The organism is Actinoallomurus sp. NPDC050550 (assembly GCF_040655075.1).
GTDB lineage: Bacteria > Actinomycetota > Actinomycetes > Streptosporangiales > Streptosporangiaceae > Actinoallomurus.
Genome location: NZ_JBFAJC010000040.1, coordinates 36,003 through 55,454 on the forward strand (window position 1 = coordinate 36,003; position 19,452 = coordinate 55,454).

At 67.6% G+C, this 19,452-nt stretch carries 25 protein-coding genes and 2 pseudogenes; 15 read left to right on the forward strand and 12 right to left on the reverse strand.

The window, feature by feature from the left end; all coding sequences use genetic code 11:
• Positions 1–333 precede the first annotated feature (333 nt).
• The gene (locus tag AB0I04_RS38585; RefSeq protein ID WP_360896502.1) at positions 334–528 is read right to left on the reverse strand and encodes a hypothetical protein; all 195 of its coding nucleotides are present in this window, start codon (positions 526–528) and stop codon (positions 334–336) included.
• 157 nt (positions 529–685) lie between these two features.
• Between AB0I04_RS38585 and AB0I04_RS38590 the strand changes: the two genes are divergently transcribed.
• The 5 genes and pseudogenes from AB0I04_RS38590 to AB0I04_RS38610 all read left to right on the forward strand — a co-directional run.
• On the forward strand, positions 686–1,006 hold the full coding sequence (locus AB0I04_RS38590; RefSeq protein ID WP_360896505.1) for a hypothetical protein: 321 nt from the start codon (positions 686–688) through the stop codon (positions 1,004–1,006).
• A 109-nt stretch (positions 1,007–1,115) separates the two neighbouring features.
• A complete protein-coding gene (locus AB0I04_RS38595; protein ID WP_360896508.1) occupies positions 1,116–1,301 on the forward strand; it encodes a hypothetical protein in 186 nt (61 codons plus the stop codon).
• Between the two features lie 110 nt (positions 1,302–1,411).
• The gene (locus AB0I04_RS38600; RefSeq protein ID WP_360896664.1) at positions 1,412–1,519 is read left to right on the forward strand and encodes a metal ABC transporter permease; all 108 of its coding nucleotides are present in this window, start codon (positions 1,412–1,414) and stop codon (positions 1,517–1,519) included.
• Between the two features lie 35 nt (positions 1,520–1,554).
• Positions 1,555–1,698: pseudogene (locus AB0I04_RS38605) on the forward strand (metal ABC transporter permease); the annotation flags it as partial.
• 195 nt (positions 1,699–1,893) lie between these two features.
• Positions 1,894–2,298, forward strand: a pseudogene (locus AB0I04_RS38610) (transposase); the annotation flags it as partial.
• Here the strand turns inward: AB0I04_RS38610 and AB0I04_RS38615 are convergent.
• Genes AB0I04_RS38615 through AB0I04_RS38630 form a run of 4 tightly spaced genes read right to left on the reverse strand, consistent with a single transcriptional unit; the run spans position 2,249 to position 5,475 of the window.
• Positions 2,249–2,578, reverse strand: a complete 330-nt coding sequence (locus tag AB0I04_RS38615; RefSeq protein ID WP_360896511.1) for a transposase — start codon at positions 2,576–2,578, stop codon at positions 2,249–2,251. The pseudogene AB0I04_RS38610 and the gene AB0I04_RS38615 sit on opposite strands and share 50 nt — an antisense overlap.
• Entirely contained in the window at positions 2,553–2,936 is a 384-nt protein-coding gene (locus AB0I04_RS38620; protein WP_360896514.1) for a hypothetical protein, read from the reverse strand. Before AB0I04_RS38620 ends, AB0I04_RS38615 begins: the two co-directional genes overlap by 26 nt.
• Positions 2,933–3,580: a GNAT family N-acetyltransferase gene (locus tag AB0I04_RS38625; protein WP_360896517.1), complete on the reverse strand. Its 648-nt coding sequence runs from the start codon at positions 3,578–3,580 to the stop codon at positions 2,933–2,935. The genes AB0I04_RS38620 and AB0I04_RS38625 overlap by 4 nt, the downstream gene beginning before the upstream one ends.
• Positions 3,581–3,588: 8 nt before the next feature.
• On the reverse strand, positions 3,589–5,475 hold the full coding sequence (locus AB0I04_RS38630; RefSeq protein WP_360896520.1) for a heavy metal translocating P-type ATPase: 1,887 nt from the start codon (positions 5,473–5,475) through the stop codon (positions 3,589–3,591).
• Positions 5,476–5,625: 150 nt separating this feature from the next.
• Between AB0I04_RS38630 and AB0I04_RS38635 the strand changes: the two genes are divergently transcribed.
• Complete coding sequence (locus tag AB0I04_RS38635; RefSeq protein ID WP_360896523.1) at positions 5,626–6,000, forward strand: metalloregulator ArsR/SmtB family transcription factor; 375 nt, start codon at positions 5,626–5,628, stop codon at positions 5,998–6,000.
• Positions 6,001–6,421: 421 nt separating this feature from the next.
• On the opposite strand, the gene AB0I04_RS38640 is transcribed toward AB0I04_RS38635, so the two are convergent.
• Positions 6,422–7,915 carry a hypothetical protein gene (locus AB0I04_RS38640; protein WP_360896526.1) on the reverse strand — a complete coding sequence of 498 codons (1,494 nt, stop codon included), beginning with the start codon at positions 7,913–7,915 and terminating at the stop codon, positions 6,422–6,424.
• Between the two features lie 423 nt (positions 7,916–8,338).
• Between AB0I04_RS38640 and AB0I04_RS38645 the strand changes: the two genes are divergently transcribed.
• On the forward strand, positions 8,339–8,632 hold the full coding sequence (locus AB0I04_RS38645) for a hypothetical protein (protein ID WP_360896529.1): 294 nt from the start codon (positions 8,339–8,341) through the stop codon (positions 8,630–8,632).
• Between the two features lie 138 nt (positions 8,633–8,770).
• Here AB0I04_RS38645 and AB0I04_RS38650 read toward each other — a convergent pair whose 3' ends face one another.
• Together AB0I04_RS38650 and AB0I04_RS38655 are read right to left on the reverse strand one after the other, a co-directional pair.
• Positions 8,771–9,046, reverse strand: coding sequence for a hypothetical protein (locus AB0I04_RS38650; protein WP_360896532.1), 276 nt, complete (start codon positions 9,044–9,046; stop codon positions 8,771–8,773).
• The gene (locus tag AB0I04_RS38655; protein ID WP_360896667.1) at positions 9,031–10,374 is read right to left on the reverse strand and encodes an ISAs1 family transposase; all 1,344 of its coding nucleotides are present in this window, start codon (positions 10,372–10,374) and stop codon (positions 9,031–9,033) included. Before AB0I04_RS38655 ends, AB0I04_RS38650 begins: the two co-directional genes overlap by 16 nt.
• A gap of 263 nt (positions 10,375–10,637) precedes the next feature.
• On the opposite strand from AB0I04_RS38655, the gene AB0I04_RS38660 reads away from it, so the two are divergent.
• From AB0I04_RS38660 to AB0I04_RS38670, 3 genes are all read left to right on the forward strand, one after another.
• Entirely contained in the window at positions 10,638–11,165 is a 528-nt protein-coding gene (locus tag AB0I04_RS38660; RefSeq protein WP_360896535.1) for a multicopper oxidase domain-containing protein, read from the forward strand.
• Positions 11,166–11,230: 65 nt separating this feature from the next.
• Positions 11,231–11,845, forward strand: a complete 615-nt coding sequence (locus AB0I04_RS38665; RefSeq protein WP_360896538.1) for a hypothetical protein — start codon at positions 11,231–11,233, stop codon at positions 11,843–11,845.
• Entirely contained in the window at positions 11,842–12,258 is a 417-nt protein-coding gene (locus tag AB0I04_RS38670; protein WP_360896541.1) for a multicopper oxidase domain-containing protein, read from the forward strand. The genes AB0I04_RS38665 and AB0I04_RS38670 overlap by 4 nt, the downstream gene beginning before the upstream one ends.
• Before the next feature lie 446 nt (positions 12,259–12,704).
• On the opposite strand, the gene AB0I04_RS38675 is transcribed toward AB0I04_RS38670, so the two are convergent.
• The 3 genes from AB0I04_RS38675 to AB0I04_RS38685 form a co-directional block, all read right to left on the reverse strand.
• The gene (locus tag AB0I04_RS38675) at positions 12,705–13,175 is read right to left on the reverse strand and encodes an SDR family NAD(P)-dependent oxidoreductase (RefSeq protein WP_360896670.1); all 471 of its coding nucleotides are present in this window, start codon (positions 13,173–13,175) and stop codon (positions 12,705–12,707) included.
• Between the two features lie 307 nt (positions 13,176–13,482).
• Complete coding sequence (locus AB0I04_RS38680; RefSeq protein WP_360896544.1) at positions 13,483–14,145, reverse strand: HD domain-containing protein; 663 nt, start codon at positions 14,143–14,145, stop codon at positions 13,483–13,485.
• Positions 14,142–14,489, reverse strand: a complete 348-nt coding sequence (locus AB0I04_RS38685; RefSeq protein ID WP_360896547.1) for a DUF6616 family protein — start codon at positions 14,487–14,489, stop codon at positions 14,142–14,144. The genes AB0I04_RS38680 and AB0I04_RS38685 overlap by 4 nt, the downstream gene beginning before the upstream one ends.
• A gap of 76 nt (positions 14,490–14,565) precedes the next feature.
• On the opposite strand from AB0I04_RS38685, the gene AB0I04_RS38690 reads away from it, so the two are divergent.
• Entirely contained in the window at positions 14,566–15,531 is a 966-nt protein-coding gene (locus AB0I04_RS38690) for a helix-turn-helix domain-containing protein (protein ID WP_360896550.1), read from the forward strand.
• Between the two features lie 217 nt (positions 15,532–15,748).
• On the forward strand, positions 15,749–16,399 hold the full coding sequence (locus AB0I04_RS38695) for a TetR/AcrR family transcriptional regulator (protein WP_360896553.1): 651 nt from the start codon (positions 15,749–15,751) through the stop codon (positions 16,397–16,399).
• Positions 16,400–16,773: 374 nt separating this feature from the next.
• Here AB0I04_RS38695 and AB0I04_RS38700 read toward each other — a convergent pair whose 3' ends face one another.
• The gene (locus AB0I04_RS38700) at positions 16,774–17,382 is read right to left on the reverse strand and encodes a helix-turn-helix domain-containing protein (RefSeq protein ID WP_360896556.1); all 609 of its coding nucleotides are present in this window, start codon (positions 17,380–17,382) and stop codon (positions 16,774–16,776) included.
• 183 nt (positions 17,383–17,565) lie between these two features.
• Here AB0I04_RS38700 and AB0I04_RS38705 point away from each other — a divergent pair, with 183 nt between their 5' ends.
• From AB0I04_RS38705 to AB0I04_RS38715, 3 genes are read left to right on the forward strand one after another with little or no spacing between them, the layout of a single operon-like run.
• On the forward strand, positions 17,566–18,249 hold the full coding sequence (locus AB0I04_RS38705) for an alpha/beta fold hydrolase (RefSeq protein WP_360896559.1): 684 nt from the start codon (positions 17,566–17,568) through the stop codon (positions 18,247–18,249).
• A complete protein-coding gene (locus tag AB0I04_RS38710; RefSeq protein ID WP_360896562.1) occupies positions 18,209–18,406 on the forward strand; it encodes an alpha/beta hydrolase in 198 nt (65 codons plus the stop codon). Before AB0I04_RS38705 ends, AB0I04_RS38710 begins: the two co-directional genes overlap by 41 nt.
• A 58-nt stretch (positions 18,407–18,464) precedes the next feature.
• Positions 18,465–19,358, forward strand: coding sequence for an MBL fold metallo-hydrolase (locus tag AB0I04_RS38715; RefSeq protein WP_360896565.1), 894 nt, complete (start codon positions 18,465–18,467; stop codon positions 19,356–19,358).
• Positions 19,359–19,452: the final 94 nt, after the last annotated feature.

Here is a 19,452-nt window from a genome sequence, read left to right on the forward strand (position 1 = left end):
AGGCCGGCTTCCGCTGCTCCCCGGCATGCGTCGAGTCCGTGCACCGAATCCGTGCCGCCCATACTGGCCGGCGCTGGAACCCTTGTCCAGTTGCCACAGGAACTGCGCGAAGCGGGCGGCCGTCGTCGCCGACTGGAACCGAAGCCACCGCCAGGTCCCGCCCCGACTTGGCTGTCCGGTCAGAGGACCCGTGGTCATGCCGCGGTCTCTTCCTTGGTACGCACGCGTCCCGAGCCACAAGGCGGTCGAGCCGGCGCTGCTCTGCGGCCGCCCAGCAGCCTACCCGCCCGGGGTCGAGGGGCGCGCCGTGGCCGACGTGGAGCTTATTAGTGATCAGCCGATCTTACCTGGTGGCGGCAGGACCGCATCGACCGGGGCCTGGAGCCGGGCCTGACCAGCGAGGAAAAGACAAAACTCGCTGCGGCCAAGCGCCGGATCATCGGGTTGGAGACCGAGCTGGCGGTGAGTCGGCGTGCGGTCGAGCTGGTGCGCGATGTGGTGCTCCAAAAGGAGGTTCGAGGCGGTCAAAGTGATGGCGGCGAGGCTATCCCGGTGGAGGTGGCCTGCCGTGTGCTGGATGTGTCGGTGTCGGGGTACTACGCCTGGCTATCTCGGCCGCCATCGGCTCGGGCGATCCGTCACGCCTAGCTGACCGGTCTCATCACCGACGCCCACCAGGCTTCTCGTGGCATCTACGGTGCGCGGCGAGCTCAGGCTCGCCTGCGGCATCATCGTCGGGCACGGCGCGGTGGAGCTCTTGATGCGCCGCGCGGGCCTTCGGGGTGCCATGGGCCGGCCGAAATGGCGCCGCATCAAACCGGAGCAGATCGCCAAGGACCTGGTCGACCGCCAGTTCACTCGCACCGGCCCGAACCAGTTGTGGGTCACCGACATCACCGAGCACCCCACTCGAGAAGGCAAGGTGTACTGCGCCGTTGTCCTGGACGCCTACTCCGTCGAGTGGTCGGCTGGTCCATCAACTCCTCACCCACCGCAGCACTGGTGACCAACGCCCTCGGCATGGCCGTCGACACCCGCTGGCGCGATCGTCCATTCGGACCAGGGCACGCAGGGCGGTCGATGCCATCGCCACCCTCAAAGACGACGGCGCGGCCGTGGTGGTCTCCACCCACGATCTCGCCCTGGCCCACCTGGCCTGTGAAGAGGCCTTCCTGCTCAACCGGCGCCAGTACGGGTTCGGCCCCGCCCAGACGACCCTGACCCCCGACCGGCTCCGCGCCACGTACGGCGGGCACGCCCTCGAGCTGCGCGGCGACCGCGTCATCGTCGCCCACTCATAGGCCCATGAATCAGATCTTCATCGCACCGTTCACCTATCCGTTCATGGCCCGCGCGCTGGTCGAGCTGCTCATCCTCGGCGCTGGCCGGCACGGTCGGTGTCCTCATACTGCTGCGGCGGCTGGCGTTCATGACCGACGCCCTCACCCACACCGTCTTCCCCGGTGTCGTCATCGGCTACCTGCTCACCGGCGAGGGCGGCATCTTTGGGGCGCGCTGATCGCCAGCGGCCTGACCGCCGTACTCCTCACCCTGCTGACCCGCCACCGCGCCGTCACCGAAGACACCGCCCTCGCGGTGCTCCTCACGACGTTCTTCGCGATCGGCGTCGTGCTCGTCTCGCGAGAGTCCGGTTACACCGCGGACCTGACCGCCTTTCTGTTCGGCCGGATCCTCACCGTGACCGGACAGCAACTCGCCGAGACCCTTGCGGTAACGATCCTGTTCGTCACGCTCGTCCGCCGCTGCGCCGAACTGCCCGACACAGGCGTCTGTGACATCGGCACCGCCGCCACCCAGGTGCTGCGCACGCTGGCGCGCCGCATCCAGATGCTCGAACAGGAGATCCGCTCCCACCAGCAGCAGCTGACCGCCCTCATCACCGACTGCGCCCCTCAGCTGCTCCAACAGCACGGGATCGGTCCTGATACCGCTGCGGCCCTGCTCATCACCGCTGGCGACAATCCCGACCGGCTCACCAGCGAAGCCGCGTTCGCCGCCCTCTGTGGCGTCAACCCGATCGAGGCATCTTCGGGTAAGACCGTCCGTCACCGCCTCAACCGCGGTGGAGACCGCCGCGCCAATAGCGCCCTTTACACGATCGTGCTCACCCGCCTGGGCCGCGACCAACGCACCCGGGACTACGCCGAACGCCGCACCCGCGAAGGCAAGTCCAAGAAAGAGATCATCCGCTGCCTCAAACGCTACGTCGCCCGCGACGTCTTCCCTCTTATCCAGGCAGCGCTTTCACCAGCAGAAACGACCTCAGCGGCGGCTTGACAAACATAGGGGCGTCATCACGCTCCATCTCCAGCTCCGCGCGCTCCTTCTCCCAGGCCGCCTTCTGCTCGCGCAACCGAGCCAGCTCCGCACGCTCCGACTCGCCAAGCGTGCCGCTCTCGCCCTCCCGCTCGCGGTCGAGCTTCACCCAGTTATGCAGCGTGTAGGGGCTGATCCCCAGATCCCGCGCGACCTGCGCGACGGGCTTGCCGGTCTCCTTGACGATCCGTACCGCTCCTTCTCGGAACTCCGGATCAAACCGGCGTCTCTTGTCTCCCACGGCCCAACCATCTCTCTGGTTCAGGTCTCCACGCTACGAGGGGAAGCGCAATGGTCATGTACCGGTCGGCCGAAGAGCCCAGTGTGGCGTGCATGTCGATGCGGTGCTTGACGCGGCCGTCCCGTCCGATCAGATGCGTGGCGTCGACGCGTACGGCGTGCCGGGACAACTCCGGCACCAGATCCATCCGTTGGGCGACGTCGTATCCGGCGCTGGAGAAGTCCAGCAGATAGCCGCCGGTGCGCAGCGCGGGCGCGCGTTCGACCAGCGTGGGGCGGAACCCGTGCTTGGCCAGCCAGTACGCCAAGGTGGGCCCCACGACACCGGCGCCGCAGATAAGGATCTCTCGGTTCTTCATTCGGATCTCTCATTCGTTTGAGCCTCACGCCTCGACGTCGGGCGATAGCCACGTCCGGTCGCTTCGTGGTCAGGGAGCGGTGGGGTGCTCAAGGGGCGGTGGAGCCAGGTGTGCAGGGGGTCGCGGGCGCCCTCACGGCTGATCAGCGGTGCGGTGGTGAGCTGGAAGCCGGCGGTTCGGGCGACCGCGGCGCTGGCGGTGTTGCCGGCGGGGATGCGCACGATCACGCGGGTGGCGGCCAGGGTGTCGTAGGCGTAGGCGTAGGCGGTGATCAGCTGGACTGCGCGGCCGGCCAGCCGCTGGCGACGGTGCGCGGCGCCGATGGCGTAGGCCAGTTCCACCTCGCCGGGGGCGCCGGTAGGGAACAGCAGGATCTCGCCGAGGGGCCGGTGACCATCGGTGGTGATGGCGAGTTGGAGCCTGCGGCCCGCGGCGCGGCGCCGGCGGGCCAGGTCCAGGTAAGCGCGGGCGGCCGCCTGGTCGAAGGGAGCGCGTAGCGGGGCCCAGCGGTCGATGTGGGGTTCGTCGAACAGCTCGGCCATCGCGGGCACGTCATCGTCGTCCCATTCGCGCAGGATGAGACCCGAACCGGTGAGCTGGATGGCAGCGGGCACGATGATGCCGCCGTTTGAGGCTGTGGCCATGGCGGAGGTCAGCTTTCTGTGGTGGTGGCGCGGCGCCAGGCGGCGTTGCGCAGCAGGCGCAGCCCGTTCAGGCCGACGATGACGGTGGATCCCTCGTGCCCGGCCACGCCCAGTGGCAGCGGCAGGTCACCGAGCAGGTCCCAGGTCACCAGTACGGTGATGAAGGTGGCGGCGATGAGGAGGTTGGCCACCACCAGGCGGCGGGCCCGGCGGGCCAAGGCGATCACGGCGGGGACGGTGGCCAGTTCGTCGCGGGTGATGACCGCATCCGCGGTGTCCAGGGCCAGGTCGGATCCGGCGCGGCCCATCGCGATGCCGACGTGAGCCGATGCCAGCGCGGGGGCGTCGTTGACGCCGTCGCCGACCAGCGCTACCCGCCGGCCGCCGGCTTGCAGTTCGTGCACCGCCGTCACCTTGCCGGCCGGCAAGAGTTCCGCATGGACCTCGCTGATGCCCGCCTGCGCGGCCAGCCGGGCCGCCGCACGTGCGTTGTCGCCGGTCAGCAGCACCGGCGTGACCCCGATCAGCGTCTTCAGGCGGTCCACGGTCTCGGGAGCGCCAGGCCGTATCTGGTCGGCCAGTGCCAGCACCCCGGCCAGGTCGCCGTTCACGCGCACCGCAACGGCCGTCTGCCCGCCGTCCTGCAGGTCGGCCACCATCTCAGCGGCGGTGCCGTCGAGCAGTTGGGCCGGGCTGGCGACCTCGACCACGCTGCCCTGCACGCGGGCACGCACGCCGCGTCCGGGCTCGGAGCTGAAATCCTCAGCGGCCATCAGCGTGATGCCGCTCTCGCGGGCGGCCCGCACCACGGCGCGGCCCAGCGGATGCTCCGATCCCTGCTCAGCCGCGGCCGCCAGCGCCAGCAGCTGCTCTTGTGACCACCCGGTACCGGCCAGCACGTGCACGCCGGTCAGATGTGGGCGGCCCTCGGTCAGCGTGCCGGTCTTGTCGAAGGCCACCGCTGTGGCGGTGCCGAGTTGTTCCATGACCACGGCCGACTTGACCAGCACGCCGTGCCGGCCTGCGGTGGCGATGGCGGCCAGCAGCGGCGGCATGGTGGCCAGCACCACCGCGCACGGCGAGGCGACGATTATGAAGGTCATCGCGCGCAGCAGGCTGTCCTGCACCGCCGTCCCCCACAACAGCGGCAGCGTGAACAGCGCCACGGTGGCGGCGACCATCACGACGGAGTAGCGCTGCTCGACCTTCTCGATGAACAACTGAGTGCGCGCCTTGGTGGCGCTGGCCTGCTCGACCATGGCCACGATCCGGGCGATAACCGTCTCGTCGGCCGGGCGGGTCACCCGCACCCGCACGACGCCGGTGCCGTTCAGCGTGCCGGCGAACACCTCATCCCCGGCCTGCTTGTCCACCGGCACGCTCTCGCCGGTGATGGACGCTTGGTCGACGGCGCTGGCGCCGGACAGCACCTGCCCGTCGGCGCCGATGCGTTCCCCTGGCCGAACCAGGATCACCTCACCGACTTGGAGGGAGGCTGCGTCCACAATCTCCTCGCTGTCGCCAGCGTTCAGCCGGGTGGCCTGCTCGGGCGCCAGGTTCAGCAGGCTCCGCACTGAGTCTTCGGTGCGTTTGGTGGCCAGCGCCTCCAGCGCGCCGGAGGTGGCGAAGATAACGATCAACAGCGCGCCGTCAAAGACCTGCCCGATCGCCGCCGCGCCGATCGCCGCGGCGACCATCAGCAGGTCCACATCCAGGGTCCGCTCACCCAGCGCTTTGAGCCCGGCAAGGCCGGGTTCCCATCCGCCGGTCGCGTAGCAGGCCAGATACAGGCCCCACGACAGCCACGACGGCGTCCCGGCCAGCTGGCTGGTGCCGGCGGCGGCGAACAACACGGTCGCGGCAGCCGCCCAGCGCACCTCCGGCAGCGACCACATCCCGGACCGCCGGAACGAGACGGCCCGTGACGGCGCTGCGGCGCCGGCCTGACGGGCGGCTGGGGTTTTCAGTTCTGTTATCACCGCGCCATCGTATATGCGCACTCACGCAGATACGCAAGCAGGCAGGCTGCGGGGTATGCTGAGCGCATGCACACGTCGCTGCCGGACTTCGACATGCCGAACGAGGAACAGGTGCACCTGGCCGCCGAGTCGTTCCGGCTGCTGTCTGACCCCACCCGCATCAAAATCCTGTGGGCGCTGCTGCAGGGCGAGTCCAACGTCGCATGCCTGGCCGAACTCACCGGTGCCGCCTCCACCGCGGTTAGCCAGCACCTGGCCAAACTCCGCCTGGCCGGACTGGTCAAGGGCCGCCGCGAGGGAACCTTCGTCTACTACAGCGCTGCCGACGAACACGTGCGCCGCCTGCTGACCCAGGGCTTGTTCCACGCCGACCACATCGACCGCGACGACCTGGACCACGCACCCGGCCTCGCCACCGTCGACGAGCCTGCTGTCGGGTAGCCGCAAGGTTCAGGCCACGCGCTTCCATCGCCCGCCGCGTCGCGGCATCCGCGTGTGCTTCGCGGCCACCTCCGCGCTGCCCCGCAGCGGCGTCCTGACCATGCCCCTGCCAACCAAGCGCTCAGCAGCGGACACAGACGCGACCGACCCAAGCAGGTGGGTGGTTACCCTGCGTGGACCTGCACCGCCCACAGCGCCCCAACCGGACATCGACACCGCCACTGAGCGCTGTCAAAACTCATCGACATTTCCGCGCCCACCGATCATTAAGCGCTGCCGGAACTCGCCAACATCCGCTGTCAGCTGTCATCTACGAAGCCACACAACCCAGTGAACGACCGGAAGCGCGCGACCGCAACGAAGATCTCCAGCTGGTGCACGGTATAAACCCGTGTGAATGTGGAAATTCCTATCACGGCGGTCAGTCCGTGATGAGTATGAACTTCTCCCGCGGGCCGACGGCCTTCCGGTTAGCGATCAGCGAGGATGCACCCGTGTGCCCCGCCGTGACGTACCGGTTGTTGGCCATGGCGACGAGGCTGACGGTCCCGTCCGAGTTGTGGTGCAGCATGAAGGTCTGCGCGCGGCCGAGGGTGGTGCTGTCGGCCTTCAGGGGTGCCTTGCCGGCCGTGACGAAATGGTTGTTGGCGTGAGAGCGCAGGGCGACCTTGCCCCTCCCGGCGTCGATTAGATCGAACTGCTCCCACGGCCCGATGGCGGTGCGGTTGGCGATCAGCGCTTTCGCGCCTGCGTTTTCCGCGGTGACGTAGCGTTTTTTGCCGACCATGCGCAGGCTGATCACCTTGTGAGAGACGACAGGCCTGGTGGGACGCTTGGCGGTCAGGGCGATTTTGCCCTTGAGCATCTTTCCGCCGTCGCCGGTGAGTCGCAGGTAGTAGTCCGAGGAGCAGGGCGTGCCGTCCTCGTCCAGCGAAAGGAAGCCGGAGTCGGTGGGCACGGTCGCCTGGGTCTCGGCGGTCTTGAGAATCTGGTTGCCCTCGTTGAACTCGTCGAACATCGAAATGTAGATGCCCTGGGCGCCGAGCCGGACCATGTTGTAGAACTGCCGCCACATGAAGTCGCCGTGGGCGCGCTCGCGGAGCGAGAGGTCACCAGGCAGTACGCAAGGCTGGTAGTCGATACCGTGGGCCTTACATTCGGCCTGGTCGCCGAGGTTGACATTCTGGTAGTACCAGTCCGATCCGGCGGCGTCGCCGATGGCTCCGACCATCCACGGCGAAATCATGTTGAATGCCCGGTAGACGTCGGCGAGCCCGCCACCACCGTTGGTCCGCCACTCGTGGGGCACGCCACCGATGACGTAGCAGCCCTGCGCCTTGAACCAGTTGATGACGTCCAGGCAGGCGCCCGAGTCGAAGGGATGGACCCCGAACCCCCAGATACAGACGACGGGCTTGCCATTCTGCTTAGCGTATGCGGCCGAAGCGGTGTGGGCGGACATCTTTTTGGTCCAGTCCGCCTTGATCTCGGACTGCATGTTCGTCCAGCCGGTCACGTCGTACATGATGTAGAACTTCACGTTGTGCGACTCGGCCGCGTGGCGCACCTTGGTGGCCATCGCGTCACGTGTCGGGCCTTCGCCGCCGGTTGGGTTGAAACGCTGGAGGGCCGCGGTGTCGATGCCGTACTGACGCATCCAGGAGAAGTGGGTGTCGACGGTCTGCTGGTCATAGGACGAGAAGAGCGTGGCAGGTTGGCCGTTTCCAAGTTTGGCGTACGCGGTCTGGTAAGTGTGAGTGTATTCGCGCATGTCGGGCCAGCAGTTGATGCCGGCGTTCGACCGCGAGGGGGCCTTGCCCCAGTCCCGCGCCCAGTGCCACCAGCCGTCGATGGGGGCGGAGTCGCCCTTGGCGGCGAACCAACCCTGGTAGCCGACGGTGATCTTGCCGACCACGTCACCGGTCGCGCCGGACGCCGGTGGAGCGGAGGACGCGCCGGCCTCCAGCGAGGCAGAGGACCTGCTGGCGGCTTTGGCGAGACCCAGCGCGCCGATCGCGGCGGCCGCGGTACCACCCGCAGTGGCGCCGAGGACCCTGCGGCGGGACCAGTTTTTCCTGCGGGGGGATTCTGACATGCCTGTGGCTCCAAGGGCAGGCGCCCGGCCGGGACGGCCGGCGCGACGGCGAACTGACGGGGGCGCTGCTCGGAACACCCCATTGCAAGTCCTCTGGCTAAGTAGCAGGTTGAGATGGGTTTGTCCGCGGGCTCGTCGTTGTGGATGTAAGCGCGCTCCACCAAATCCGACGGCCCAGCGAACAACGCCACAACAACAACACGGCTCCCAGCACGCGCAGAGTTCACCCGCCTGGATGAGCATGTGACCGCATTGGAGAAGGCGGTCCTGGCCTCCGCCGGTGACACCGCGGCCCCGTGCCGCCGCAAGAAGCGCATCCGCAAGCACCAAGACGCCCTCACACTGGTCCAACGCAACCCCGAACTGCTCGCCAACGCCGTCTCCGCCGGGTACCTCACCTACCGAACCGGCGACGACGGCCACCCCACCGACATCAAACTCGCCCCCGACGTCGCCTTCAGCCTCGACATCGCAAGCAGCCTCCACGACACGTTCCTGCTCGATCCGCAGGACGAGAACAGTGACACGCATCACTGACGTTCTCGGGCTCTCCACTCCGGTGCGCAGGCGACGCCGGATAGGGCGTAACTTTCGACGGAGGGCCGCTGCACCAGAGGTGGGGGTCGAAGAGCGGCGGCTGCGGCCAGTTCGTCCGGGGCTCGGAAGATCAGAACGTCATGGTGGGCGGGCAGCGTGACCGGGTGACCGGTGGCGCGCTCGTGGCGGGCGGCGCTGGGCCATGGAGGCCAGTACGAGCAGGCGGTCGCCCCGGAGTTCGGCCAGCAGGGCCACGCACCGGTCGACGGGCACCAGTCCGGCCGCACGCGCGGCGTCGCGGGCGTGCCCGGTCAGGTCCAGCAGCAGGCCGCGCTGTCGGCGCGGCCGTACGGTGACGACGATGTGGCCGCCGGGGCGCAGCAGGGGCCGGCACTCGATCAGCGCCTGCTGCACGCGGCCGGCCGGGTAGCGGCGGAGGCGGGCGAGTGGTTGAGCACCATGCCGTCGGGGGTGGCGCCGTCGTACTTGGCGGCAGTGATGTTGGCGCGGGCGACGGGCCACCAACGGGGCTGGCCGGTCAGTCCGATGGCGTGCCGGCCGGAGCGCAGGGCTTCGGTCAGCACGGTGCCCGCGCCGCAGTCCGGGTCCAGGACGGTGTCGCCGGGGCGGGTGTAGGCGGTGATGGCGTGGCTGCGCATGACGGCCAGGATGGAGGGGAAGGCGCCGGTTCGGACTCGGCACCGGTCTTCGCCCAGGGTTACGTCCCGGACGTAGTGGTCGCGGTTTTCGATCGGCCACTCGCCGCGGGCGAGTTCGGCGAGTCGTCGGGGGCCGGCTTGGGCGGCGGACAGGCTGGTGATTCCGAGCACTGCCTGGCTGGACAGGTGTTCCCCGGCCAGGTCCAAGAAGCGACGTTCGATCAAGAACACCTGCTTGACGTGGGGAAATCGGGTGTTCTTGGGGGCGGGCCTGACCTGGATGGTGCGGATCTCCTGGCGGCCGTGACCGCGGTCGTAGGTGGTCCAGCCGATGGGCACCTCGCGCCAGGCCAGCGCGTCGAGTCGATCGAACAGGCCCGGCTGGTTACCGCCCACCGGCAGCACGAAGTACGCGCCCCGCCGATGCAGATACGCCGCGTGCTCACGTTGGGTATGCATCATGTCGGCACTGATCACCACGTTCTTCAGGTCCGGGATCTGGTCGAGCAGCGGGATGAACGCGGTGATCTCGTTGCTCTTGCCGTCTACATCCAGTTGGGCGACCGTGATCCCATCCTCGGCGAGCATCACGCCCATCCGGTGCCGGGCGCGGCGCCGGCCCTCGGCCGTACCTCGCTGGGTCTTGCCGTCCACGGTCATCGGGATCAGTTCGCCCACGTCATGAACGCCGGCCAGTTGCGCTGACCGATGGCGGGCATAGGCCGCGTCGACCTCGGCGGCATCCACCCGCTCCAGCACGCGGCACACCGTGTCGGGGTGTGGCGCCTGATACAGACCGGTCCGAGGGTCCTGACGTGCACCGACACCGGCAAGAACGTGCTGGGGGACCGCGCCGGCCCAGTGCTTGATCGCCGCGAACGTCGTCGCGCCGCTCACCACCGCGGCCTGCACCAAGGCCAGGATCACCACGAGCGAATGACGGCGTCCCCGCCGATCACGCGGATCGGTGATCTGCGCCCACACCTGCCGCAGATCAACGGCCGAACCCCCGGCCCCGGGCTCCTCACCCTCCATGAGGGTGGCGGCGATGGCCGAGACGGCCGCGGGCATGACAGACTGCACGGACAACGAGGCTCCAGCGAACGAGTTGATCTTCGACAATCACCCGTTCTATGGGGCCTTGTTGCATGTCAGCCCGGTGACACACCCACCGCGATCACCTCGTGACCTGACCTCACCGTCTCACCATCCGAGAATGCGGGCGGCCCTGGCCCCGCCCGACCTGTCCGTCCTCTCACAACTGCGCATATAGGCCGCGCCAGACGGCGCGCGATGTGCCGTCCCTTCGCGACCGCATCGGCAGTTATGACACAGAGGACAACGCAATGAACAGCATCAACCGCCGCTCCGTCCTGCTCACCGGCCTGGGAGTCGCTGGCGCCGGCGCTCTCGCCGCCTGCAGCAGTGGGGGCGGAAGCGGCTCCGGTGGCGGCAACGCCCTGATCAGCCCCACCGACCCGGCTGTCGCCGCCGGGGAGAAGCAGCGCAAGAGCGCCGGACGGCAGCAGAAGCTCACTCTGACCGCCGCACCCACCATGATCGACTTGGGTGGTGGCGTCATGCCCAAGACCTGGGCCTTCGACGGTCGCACCCCCGGCAAGGAGGTCCGGCTGTCCGTCGGCGACACCCTGGTCGCCGAGCTGTCCAACCAGCTCCCGAACAAGACCACCACGTCGATCCACTGGCACGGCATCGCACTGCGCAACGACATGGACGGCGTGCCGCCCGCCGTCCAGACCGCCGTCCGGGCCGGCTCCACCTTCACCTACCAGTTCATCGCCGACGCCCCCGGCACATACTTCTTCCACCCGCACGTCGGCGTCCAGCTCGACCGCGGCCTGTACGCCCGCTGATCGTCGAGGACCCCAAGGAGACCCTCGCCTACGACGACGAGTGGGTCGTCCTCCTCGACGACTGGATGGACGGCGTCACCGGCACTCCCGACGAGGTCTTCACCGAGCTCAAGCAAGGCATGGGCGGCACGAGCGGCATGGACATGGGCAGCAGCGCCAGCCCCAGCAGCTGCTCGGACGACAGCATGGGAGACATGGGCAGGACGGGCATGGGGGACTCCGCGTCGCCCTCCGCCTCGGCCTCCTCGGGCGGCATGCCGCCGAAGTTCATGTTGATGGGCGCCACGAGCAAGCTGCTCGGCGGCGACGCCGGCGACGTGAAGTACCCGCACCACCTGATCAACGGCCGGGTGGCGAGTGACCCGGACGTCTACACCGGCAGGCCCGGCAGGAAGGTGCGTCTGCGGATCATCAACGCGGGCTCGGACACCGCCTACCGGGTCGCCCTGGGCGGCCACAAGCTGACCATCACCCACACCGACGGCTTCCCGGTCGAGCACCAGGAGGTGGACGCCCTGCTGGTCGGCAGTGGTACGACGTCCTCGTCACCCTCGGCGACGGCGTCTTCCCGCTCGTCGCCCTGGCCGAGGGCAAGAACGCGAACGGCCTCGCACTGGTGCGCATGGGTTCGGGGAGCAAGCCGTCTGCGACCGTCCGTCCGAAGGAGCTCGACGGCATGATCATGACGGCGTCCCAGCTGCGGGCCGCCGGCGAGGTGCGCCTGAAGTCCGCCAAAGCCGACGTCACCCACCAGCTCAAGCTGACCGGCGGCATGGAGAAGTACAACTGGGCCATCAACGGCAAGCCGTTCGACATGAAGGATCCCGAGGCGAATCCGATCCTCGTCGAGGAGGGGCAGCGGGTACGGCTCGACGTCGTCAACGCCACGGACATGTGGCACCCGATGCACCTGCACGGCCACACATACCAGCTCGGCACGTCCGGACCGCGCAAGGACACCACGATCGTGCCGCCCAAGAAGAAGGTGTCCGTGTTCTTCGACGCGGACAACCCGGGGCAGTGGATGCTGCACTGCCGCAACGCGTATCACGGCGAGGCCGGGACGATGGCGAACGTGGCCTGCAAGGCCTGACGTTCTCCTCGCTCTGACTGGACGGACGCACCCGGTTTCGACGGATGCGTCCGTCCCGGGTTCCGCAGATATCTGATCGCCTAGAGCAACAAAAGCGCCACTGACCTGGGAGGACAGCCTGCGAGGCGTGAACGACGCGTGTCTCTAGAGACCTGCGAATACCCAGGTCAGCCCGCCTGCCCTAGAGACACAAAGCCCTGCGGAAACCGCATTGAAAATCGGGCAAACGGCACTATTTGGGTAGGTAGCACCACTCTGATCTTGACAATGAAGCGCATCCAGAACGACCTTGGACTCGATACGCTCATCAAGCCCGGACCGCCCTGACGTGCCCGGAGTCACCGCTCCAAGTCTCTGACCAGCGAGAATGTCAGTTCCTAGAGACACGACCCTACCCTAGGCCGCCGAGCATTTCCCCAGGTAGATCCACGACTCGTGACACTAGGTCACCGGATATCTGCGGAACCCCGGTCCGTCCAGCGGCACATGCCCCAAGCTTTCCCCTGGTGTTCGAGATGGGCGAGCCATGCGCAGAGCGTCTCAGGAAAACCAGGAGAGATCGTCAACATTGCTCGCGTCAGTGTGACGACAGCGCGTAGATTCACTGCCAACAGCCAGTCGAACTCCTCGGCGTCTACCTGATCGAACGTTCCGGCGAGGGCTACGCCGGCATTGTTGATCAGTAGGCGGATGTCCGGGTGCTCGGCGGCGAGCTGATCACCGAGGCCTCGGGTGGCTTCTTCGTCGGCGAGGTCGACCACATAGGTCGTCACTGGCGTGGTCGTGCGGGAACGTACGGTCCCGGCGACCTGCTTGAGTCGTGTGGCGTCGCGGTCGACCAGGACCAGTGAACTGCCCTTACGGGCAAGCTCGTAGGCAAGCTGCTCGCCCATTCCGCTCGCCGCACCGGTGACGATGGCGGTTCCAGACTACTTCCTGCTGGCACTCAGCCTCGATCCACCGCGCGATAGCCGATCTGTTGCTGACCGACGATCTTCACCGAAGTCATCCGCCCACGATCAGCACGAGCATCCCGAACCCCACGCACACCAGACCCGTGACCTGCAACTTCACGATGCACACCACTCAAAGGCCTGGAACGCGATGCCAGGTCAACACAGGCGTGGAGCCAGGCACACGGGGGCCCGGCTCCACGTCTTCTTCGTCACAGCTGCCTGCCGGCAAACGGCCACGGCACCCGGCCGCAGCCACCGCGAGACGTCGTTACTCCGGACGCACCGGGGCGGCGACCAGCTCGTCCAGCCCGGGGAACGGATTGTCCGGTCGGTGCTTGCGATAGACGATGTCGACGAACGACAGCGGCGCCCACTTCGACGGCTGCTCGTCGATCTGGTGGGCCACCTGTGCATGGATGTTGTTCCGCAGATCCAGAAACGGAAACGCCGCGTGCGCCGCGTCCAGTACCGCCCGGTCCACCTCCTCGATACCGAAGGCGAACATGTCGGCGCCGATACCGAAATGTGCGAGAGCGCCGACCGTATGCTTGTGGGGCGCGATCCCTGGGGAGGTATGCAGCGCCACCGCGTCCCAGATCTGGTCGGCGGCGACATCGGACAGCCCGTGTTCCCGGGCGAATCGAGCGGCCCGGAACGCACCGTCCACCTCGAACCGGTTCGGCCCCTGCCCCGCGTCGGTCAGACCGATGTCGTGCAGCACCGTGGCGAGAAAGAGCGTCTCGTCGTCGTAGTCCACGCCTGCAACGAGGTTCCTGGCGGTGGCGATACTACGAGCGTAGAAGTAACTGCGGACAGCGTGGTTGAGCAGCCATTCCGGAGAGTGCTCGGCAGTGAAGGCAACAGCGGCCTCCGTAGCCGCCGTACGCGGCCACCCTCCGATCTCCTCCAGCAGTTTCTCGAGCACGCTCACTTGACCTCAGCCTCCAGTGCCAGGTGCTCGGCGGCAACCGCCTCGACCGACCGCAGCTCACCCACGACGTTGGACTGCTCGAAGTAGGTGTACCAGCCGGAGCTCTCGACACCGCCCAGGAACCCGTCGGCCAGATCCCTTGAAGGGGCCTGCCAGACCGCAAACCACTCATGGGACGCGGAATGCGCGGCCGGTTCCACCCTGCCCCAGCCGAGCGTCACGACGCCGATTTCCGCGAGCTGCTTCATGGCTTCCTGAATCCCTGCGAACAGGTTGTTCCGCGTCTCCTCGTCGGCGGCGAAGAACGCGGGCTTCGGGGTCCACGTCTCGACTACTACGTACATGTTGCGCATCTCCTCACTCATCGCGATCGGCGACGCGACCAGCCTAGAAAGACCGAGGCCACCGTACGATGGCCAGATGGACAATAATCCCAAAGATCTGGCCAAGGTCGCAGTGGTGGTGCAGCCGGGCTACGTCCCGTTGGACGTAGCCGTTCCCCAGCAGGTGTTCGGCCACTGGCCGGACTACGTGACCGCCTGCTGGCCCGGCAGCGCCACCTACGAGCTGACCTTGGTGAGTCCGGTTCCCGCGGAAAACTCGCTGGTGCCCCGCGAGGTCGAGCCGCTCGACCGGCTGGACACGGCCGACACCGTGATCGTCGCCGGAGTGCAGGACCCCACCGAGCCTCCGGACGCCGAGCTGGTCGAACGGCTGCGTGACGCGTACGACCGGGGCAGCCGGATGGTGTCGATATGCACGGGCGCCTTCGCCCTGGCGGCGGCCGGGATCCTGGACGGCCGCAGCGCCACCACCCACTGGCACTGGGCCAGACTGCTGCGAGACCGCCACCCGTCGGTCACGGTCCGCGAAGCGGAGCTCTACGTCGAGGACACCGGCGTCTTCACCTCCGCGGGTGTCCTCGCCGGAACCGATCTGTGCCTGCATCTCCTGCGGCTCGACCATGGCCAGGCCGCCGCGAACACGATGGCCCGCTTCCTGGTCAGCCCGCCCCACCGCGATGGAGGACAGGCCCAGTTCATCGAGCACATCCCGTCCGGCGGCGACTCCGAGATCACTGACGTGATCACCTGGATCCTGGAACACCTCGACGAGCCACTCACCCTGGAGTCGGCCAGCCGACACAGCCACATGAGCACACGAACCCTGCGCCGCAGATTCCGGGCCGTGACCGGAACGAGCGTCATGAACTGGGTGGCCACGCAACGCGTAGCCCGCGCCCGCGAACTCCTCGAGACCACTCGCCTCGGCATCGACGATATCGCCCACCAATGCGGCTTCGGCTCCGCCGAGTCACTGCGCATCCACTTCACCGCGATGACCAGGACCAGCCCGTCGAGATACCGCCGCACCTTCGCCGCCTGACTGCCGGCTTCCGTCTCCGAACAGAAGGCCGTGCCAGGTCATGCCGCGATTGCCAGACAGCACGGGCTGATCACATGCCGTTCGACAGGCCGGGCCTTGCGGCGGGTGAGCCGGCGGGTCATGAGCGCGATGACTGCCTAATCCCTGGACCACTGAGCGTCTCCGCAACCGCAATGTGGTCCACTCGGTCAAAAAAATCTGTACGCTAGATGCCGGTGTGAAGTACGCGCAATCGGGTCTGCGGCTCGAGAGGGCCGGGAGAGATGAGGCTGCGGCCATGGGCAGGACTCGCGGGTTCGACGCGGACCAGATGCTGACGGTCATCCGGGAGCAGTTCTGGTCACACGGATACGAGGGCACCTCGACGTATGACCTCATGGCGGCCACAGGCCTGGGCAAGGGCAGCATCTACAAGGCCTACGGCAACAAGCACGAGTTGTACCTGCGCACGTTCGACGACTACTGCGGAGGCCTCGTCGCGGAGGCCAGGCAGGCCCTCGCCCCTGAAGCAGGGGGTGCGCCACTGGAGCGCATCGAGGGTTACCTCCTGGCCGTCACTGGCCGGATGACCCGCCAGGCGCCCCCCGTCGGGTGCTATCTCACCAAGGCCACAGTCGACGTGGCGGCCGCTGACAAGGCTGTGGCCAAGATCGCCAAGGATGCCTATGAGAACATCGCCAGCGCCATCGAGTCGGCTGTGCGGGAGGCTCAGTCGGCCGGCGAGGTGGGCATGGAGAAGGACGCGAAAGGGCTGGGGTACCTCCTGGTGTCAGTGGTCCGCGGTGTGGACTGCTTGTCCCGGACAAGAGTGGCCGCGGACGTGCTGACAGCCACGACGCAGGCCGCACTCGCCGTATTGCGCGCTTGACGGGTGTCCCGTCGCAAGTGATCGGACTCCGGTCCGGACTTGTGGCCTCCGGCGACCAGGTCAGTTGACGGACGGTCGGGTCGCGCACCGGCCGGCGTCGCTCTGCCGTAACGTGACCCGGCTCTTCGCGACCAGGGGCTGCGTGGCGGCGGCAGCGGTGTTCACCACTACGTCAGCCAGCTCGCACAAGGCACGGTAACCACGGGCCATACGCAGGCACGCCCGAACTCCGACGAGCGCCCCGTGCTGGATGACGACTCATCCTGAACGCATCCGATCCGCGCGCCATCGGCCGTGGTCGGTCTCTGTCTCGTGCCGCACGACGAGCACGCGCCCTGTACGCCCAGTGGATGTCAGCCTCGGAACACTCACACTCAGACAGTGGTCTTCAACGCCACGTCCAGCAGCGTCTCGGCCGCTCGCCGGGCATCCGTGAAGGCCTCCGCGTCGTCGCTGGAGGCCGCCAGCGCGTTGGCACCCTCGAAGAGCACGGCCAGTTGCCGGCCCAGGGGCTCCGGGTCAGCCGCTCCCGCCTCGGCGGCGGTGGCCACCAGGCGGTCGCGGAAGGCCTGCTTGTGCCGCTGCGCGAGGTGGGCGATCTCGGGAAGTTCCCCGGCGCCCTCGACGACGGCGTTGTGGAACGGACAGCCACGGATGACCGCGGCCGGCCCCCCGTCGATCGGAGCGAAGATCGCCAACAGCCGCTGAACCGGCGTCAGATCGCGGCGCTCCAGCTCCGATTCGGCGAGGAGCGGCGTCTCCTTGTCGAACCGGCGCAGATACTCCTCCGCCAGCGCGCTCTTGGTCGGGAAGTGCACGTAGAAGGTACGCGGCGACACATGTGCGGCCTCGATCAGCGCCGCCACGCCGGTGGCGTGGATACCGCGCGCATAGAAGAGCTCCCCCGCCGCCCGTAGGATGCGCTCCCGCGCGCCGCGTCCGCCGCCACGGGCGGTCCCGGTGGTCGTTGTCTCAGTCTCCATGATCCCGAGTATAGCGATCGCTTTACATACATCGAGGAAGAAGGTAACTTTAGCATCATCGAAGTAAATCGATCGCTATACATCGATCGCTATACATCGATGGCGCCCAGCGGCCGACCAGCGGTTTCTGCGGGCGGAACAACCATCCAGGCTCCGCAAGGCCGCCCCTGAAGGGAGAGTCCGATGACTCAGCTCTACGCAGACGCACCCGTCAAGACGGTGTCCGCCGGTAATGGCATCGAGTACGCGTATCGCGAGGTCGGCGAGGGCGGGGTGCCGCTGGTTCTGCTCATGCACTTCCGGGGCAACCTCGACTACTGGGATCCGGCGCTGATCGATGCCCTGGCCGAGGGCCGGCGCGTCATCGCCTTCGACAACACCGGCGTCGGCGGATCCAGCGGCACCACACCCAGCACGGTCGCGCAGATGGCCCTCGACGCCATCTCCTTCCTCGACGCCCTGGATCTGGCACGGGCCGACGTCCTCGGCTTCTCGCTCGGCTCCTTCGTGGCCCAGGAGATCGCACTGATCCGGCCCGTCCTGGTACGGCGTCTCGTGCTCGCTTCGGCGGCACATCAGGGCGCGCCCGGCATGCACGGATGGGCGCAGTGGGTCATCGAGTCGGTGGCGAGCCGGAGATCGTCCCGCAAAGGTGCTCGACGTCTTCTACACCCACTCGCCAGAGAGCCGGTCGGCCGGCGAGAAGGCCATGGGACGGATGTTCTCCCGGGCCGAACTGGATGCGCCCACCACGTGGCAGACGCGCCAGGCACAGTACGACGCGGTGTCCGCCTAGGGCATCCCCAGCTTCCCGCTCTTGGAGCGGGTGACCACGATCCAGGCACCGGTGTTCGTCACCAACGGTGACAGTGACCCGATGATCCTCCCGCGCTACTCCCATCTGCTCGCGGGGCTCATCCCCGGCGCGGAGGTCAAGATCTACCCGGATGCGGCGCACGGCTTCCTCTTCCAGCACCACGAGGAGTTCGCGAGTGACGTCGCGCGGTTCCTCGACCGCCCGTGAACAACCCTGACGGCCACACCAATTGCCTGACCACACGCACTGATTGGCGAGGGAAATCATGTCCACCAGTACCGACATCAGTTATGACGTGTTCGTTGCCGACCCGCTGCAGCTGACCGGTCTCGACCCGCTGCCCAACGGGGAGTCCCGTGTCTACCAGCCCATCGCGGTCACCCTGGTCCATGGCCGGCAGGACGCCGTGTTGGTCGACCCGCCGCTGACCCGCGAGCAGGCGGAGAAGGTCGGGAACTGGGTCGAGGCGAGCGGGAAGCGGCTGACGCACATCGTCGTCACCCACGGGCACGGTGACCACTGGTTCACCGCCGGCATGCTCGCCGAGCGGTTCGGCGCCCAGGTGGTCACTTCGGCAGGCGCCATCGCGCAGATGCACAACAACGTGTACGCCCGGGAGGTGTTGTGGGATGTGATGTGGCCGGGTCAGATCCCGCCGTCCCCTGTCACAGCGGTCACGGTGCCCGGCAACCGCCTGACCCTCGAAGGGCACGACCTGAACCTCGTGGACGTGGGGCACGCGGATAGCGACGACTGCGCGGTGCTGCACGTGCCGGACCTCGGTCTGGTGGTGGCCGGCGACGTGATCTACAACGGGGTGCACATCTACCTCGCCGAGTCGGCCGACGGCGACTTCGGCCCCTGGCGCCAGGCCGTCGACACTGTCGCCGCGCTGGGACCGCGCCAGATCGTGGCAAGCCACCAGAACAAGAACCTCGACGACGACGCGGAGCGGCTCATCGCCCAGACCCGCCGGTACCTCGACGTAGCCGAGACCGCCCTGGCCGCGCATGAGACCCCAGCCGAGTTCTTCAACTCGATGCTCAAGCACTACCCGGAGCATCTCGGCACGACCGTTCTCTGGGTCAGTTCACGTGCGCTCTACCTCGCGCGTGAGGGCGGCGATCCGGTACAGAACCTCGTCGCAGCCTGGCTGTAAGCCAATCCGAAGCCGCCGCCAATGTCTCTGCTCTCATCGTCTGGCTGCAACGTCGCCCGATGAACCCGGAAACACACCCGCCGAATGGACAACA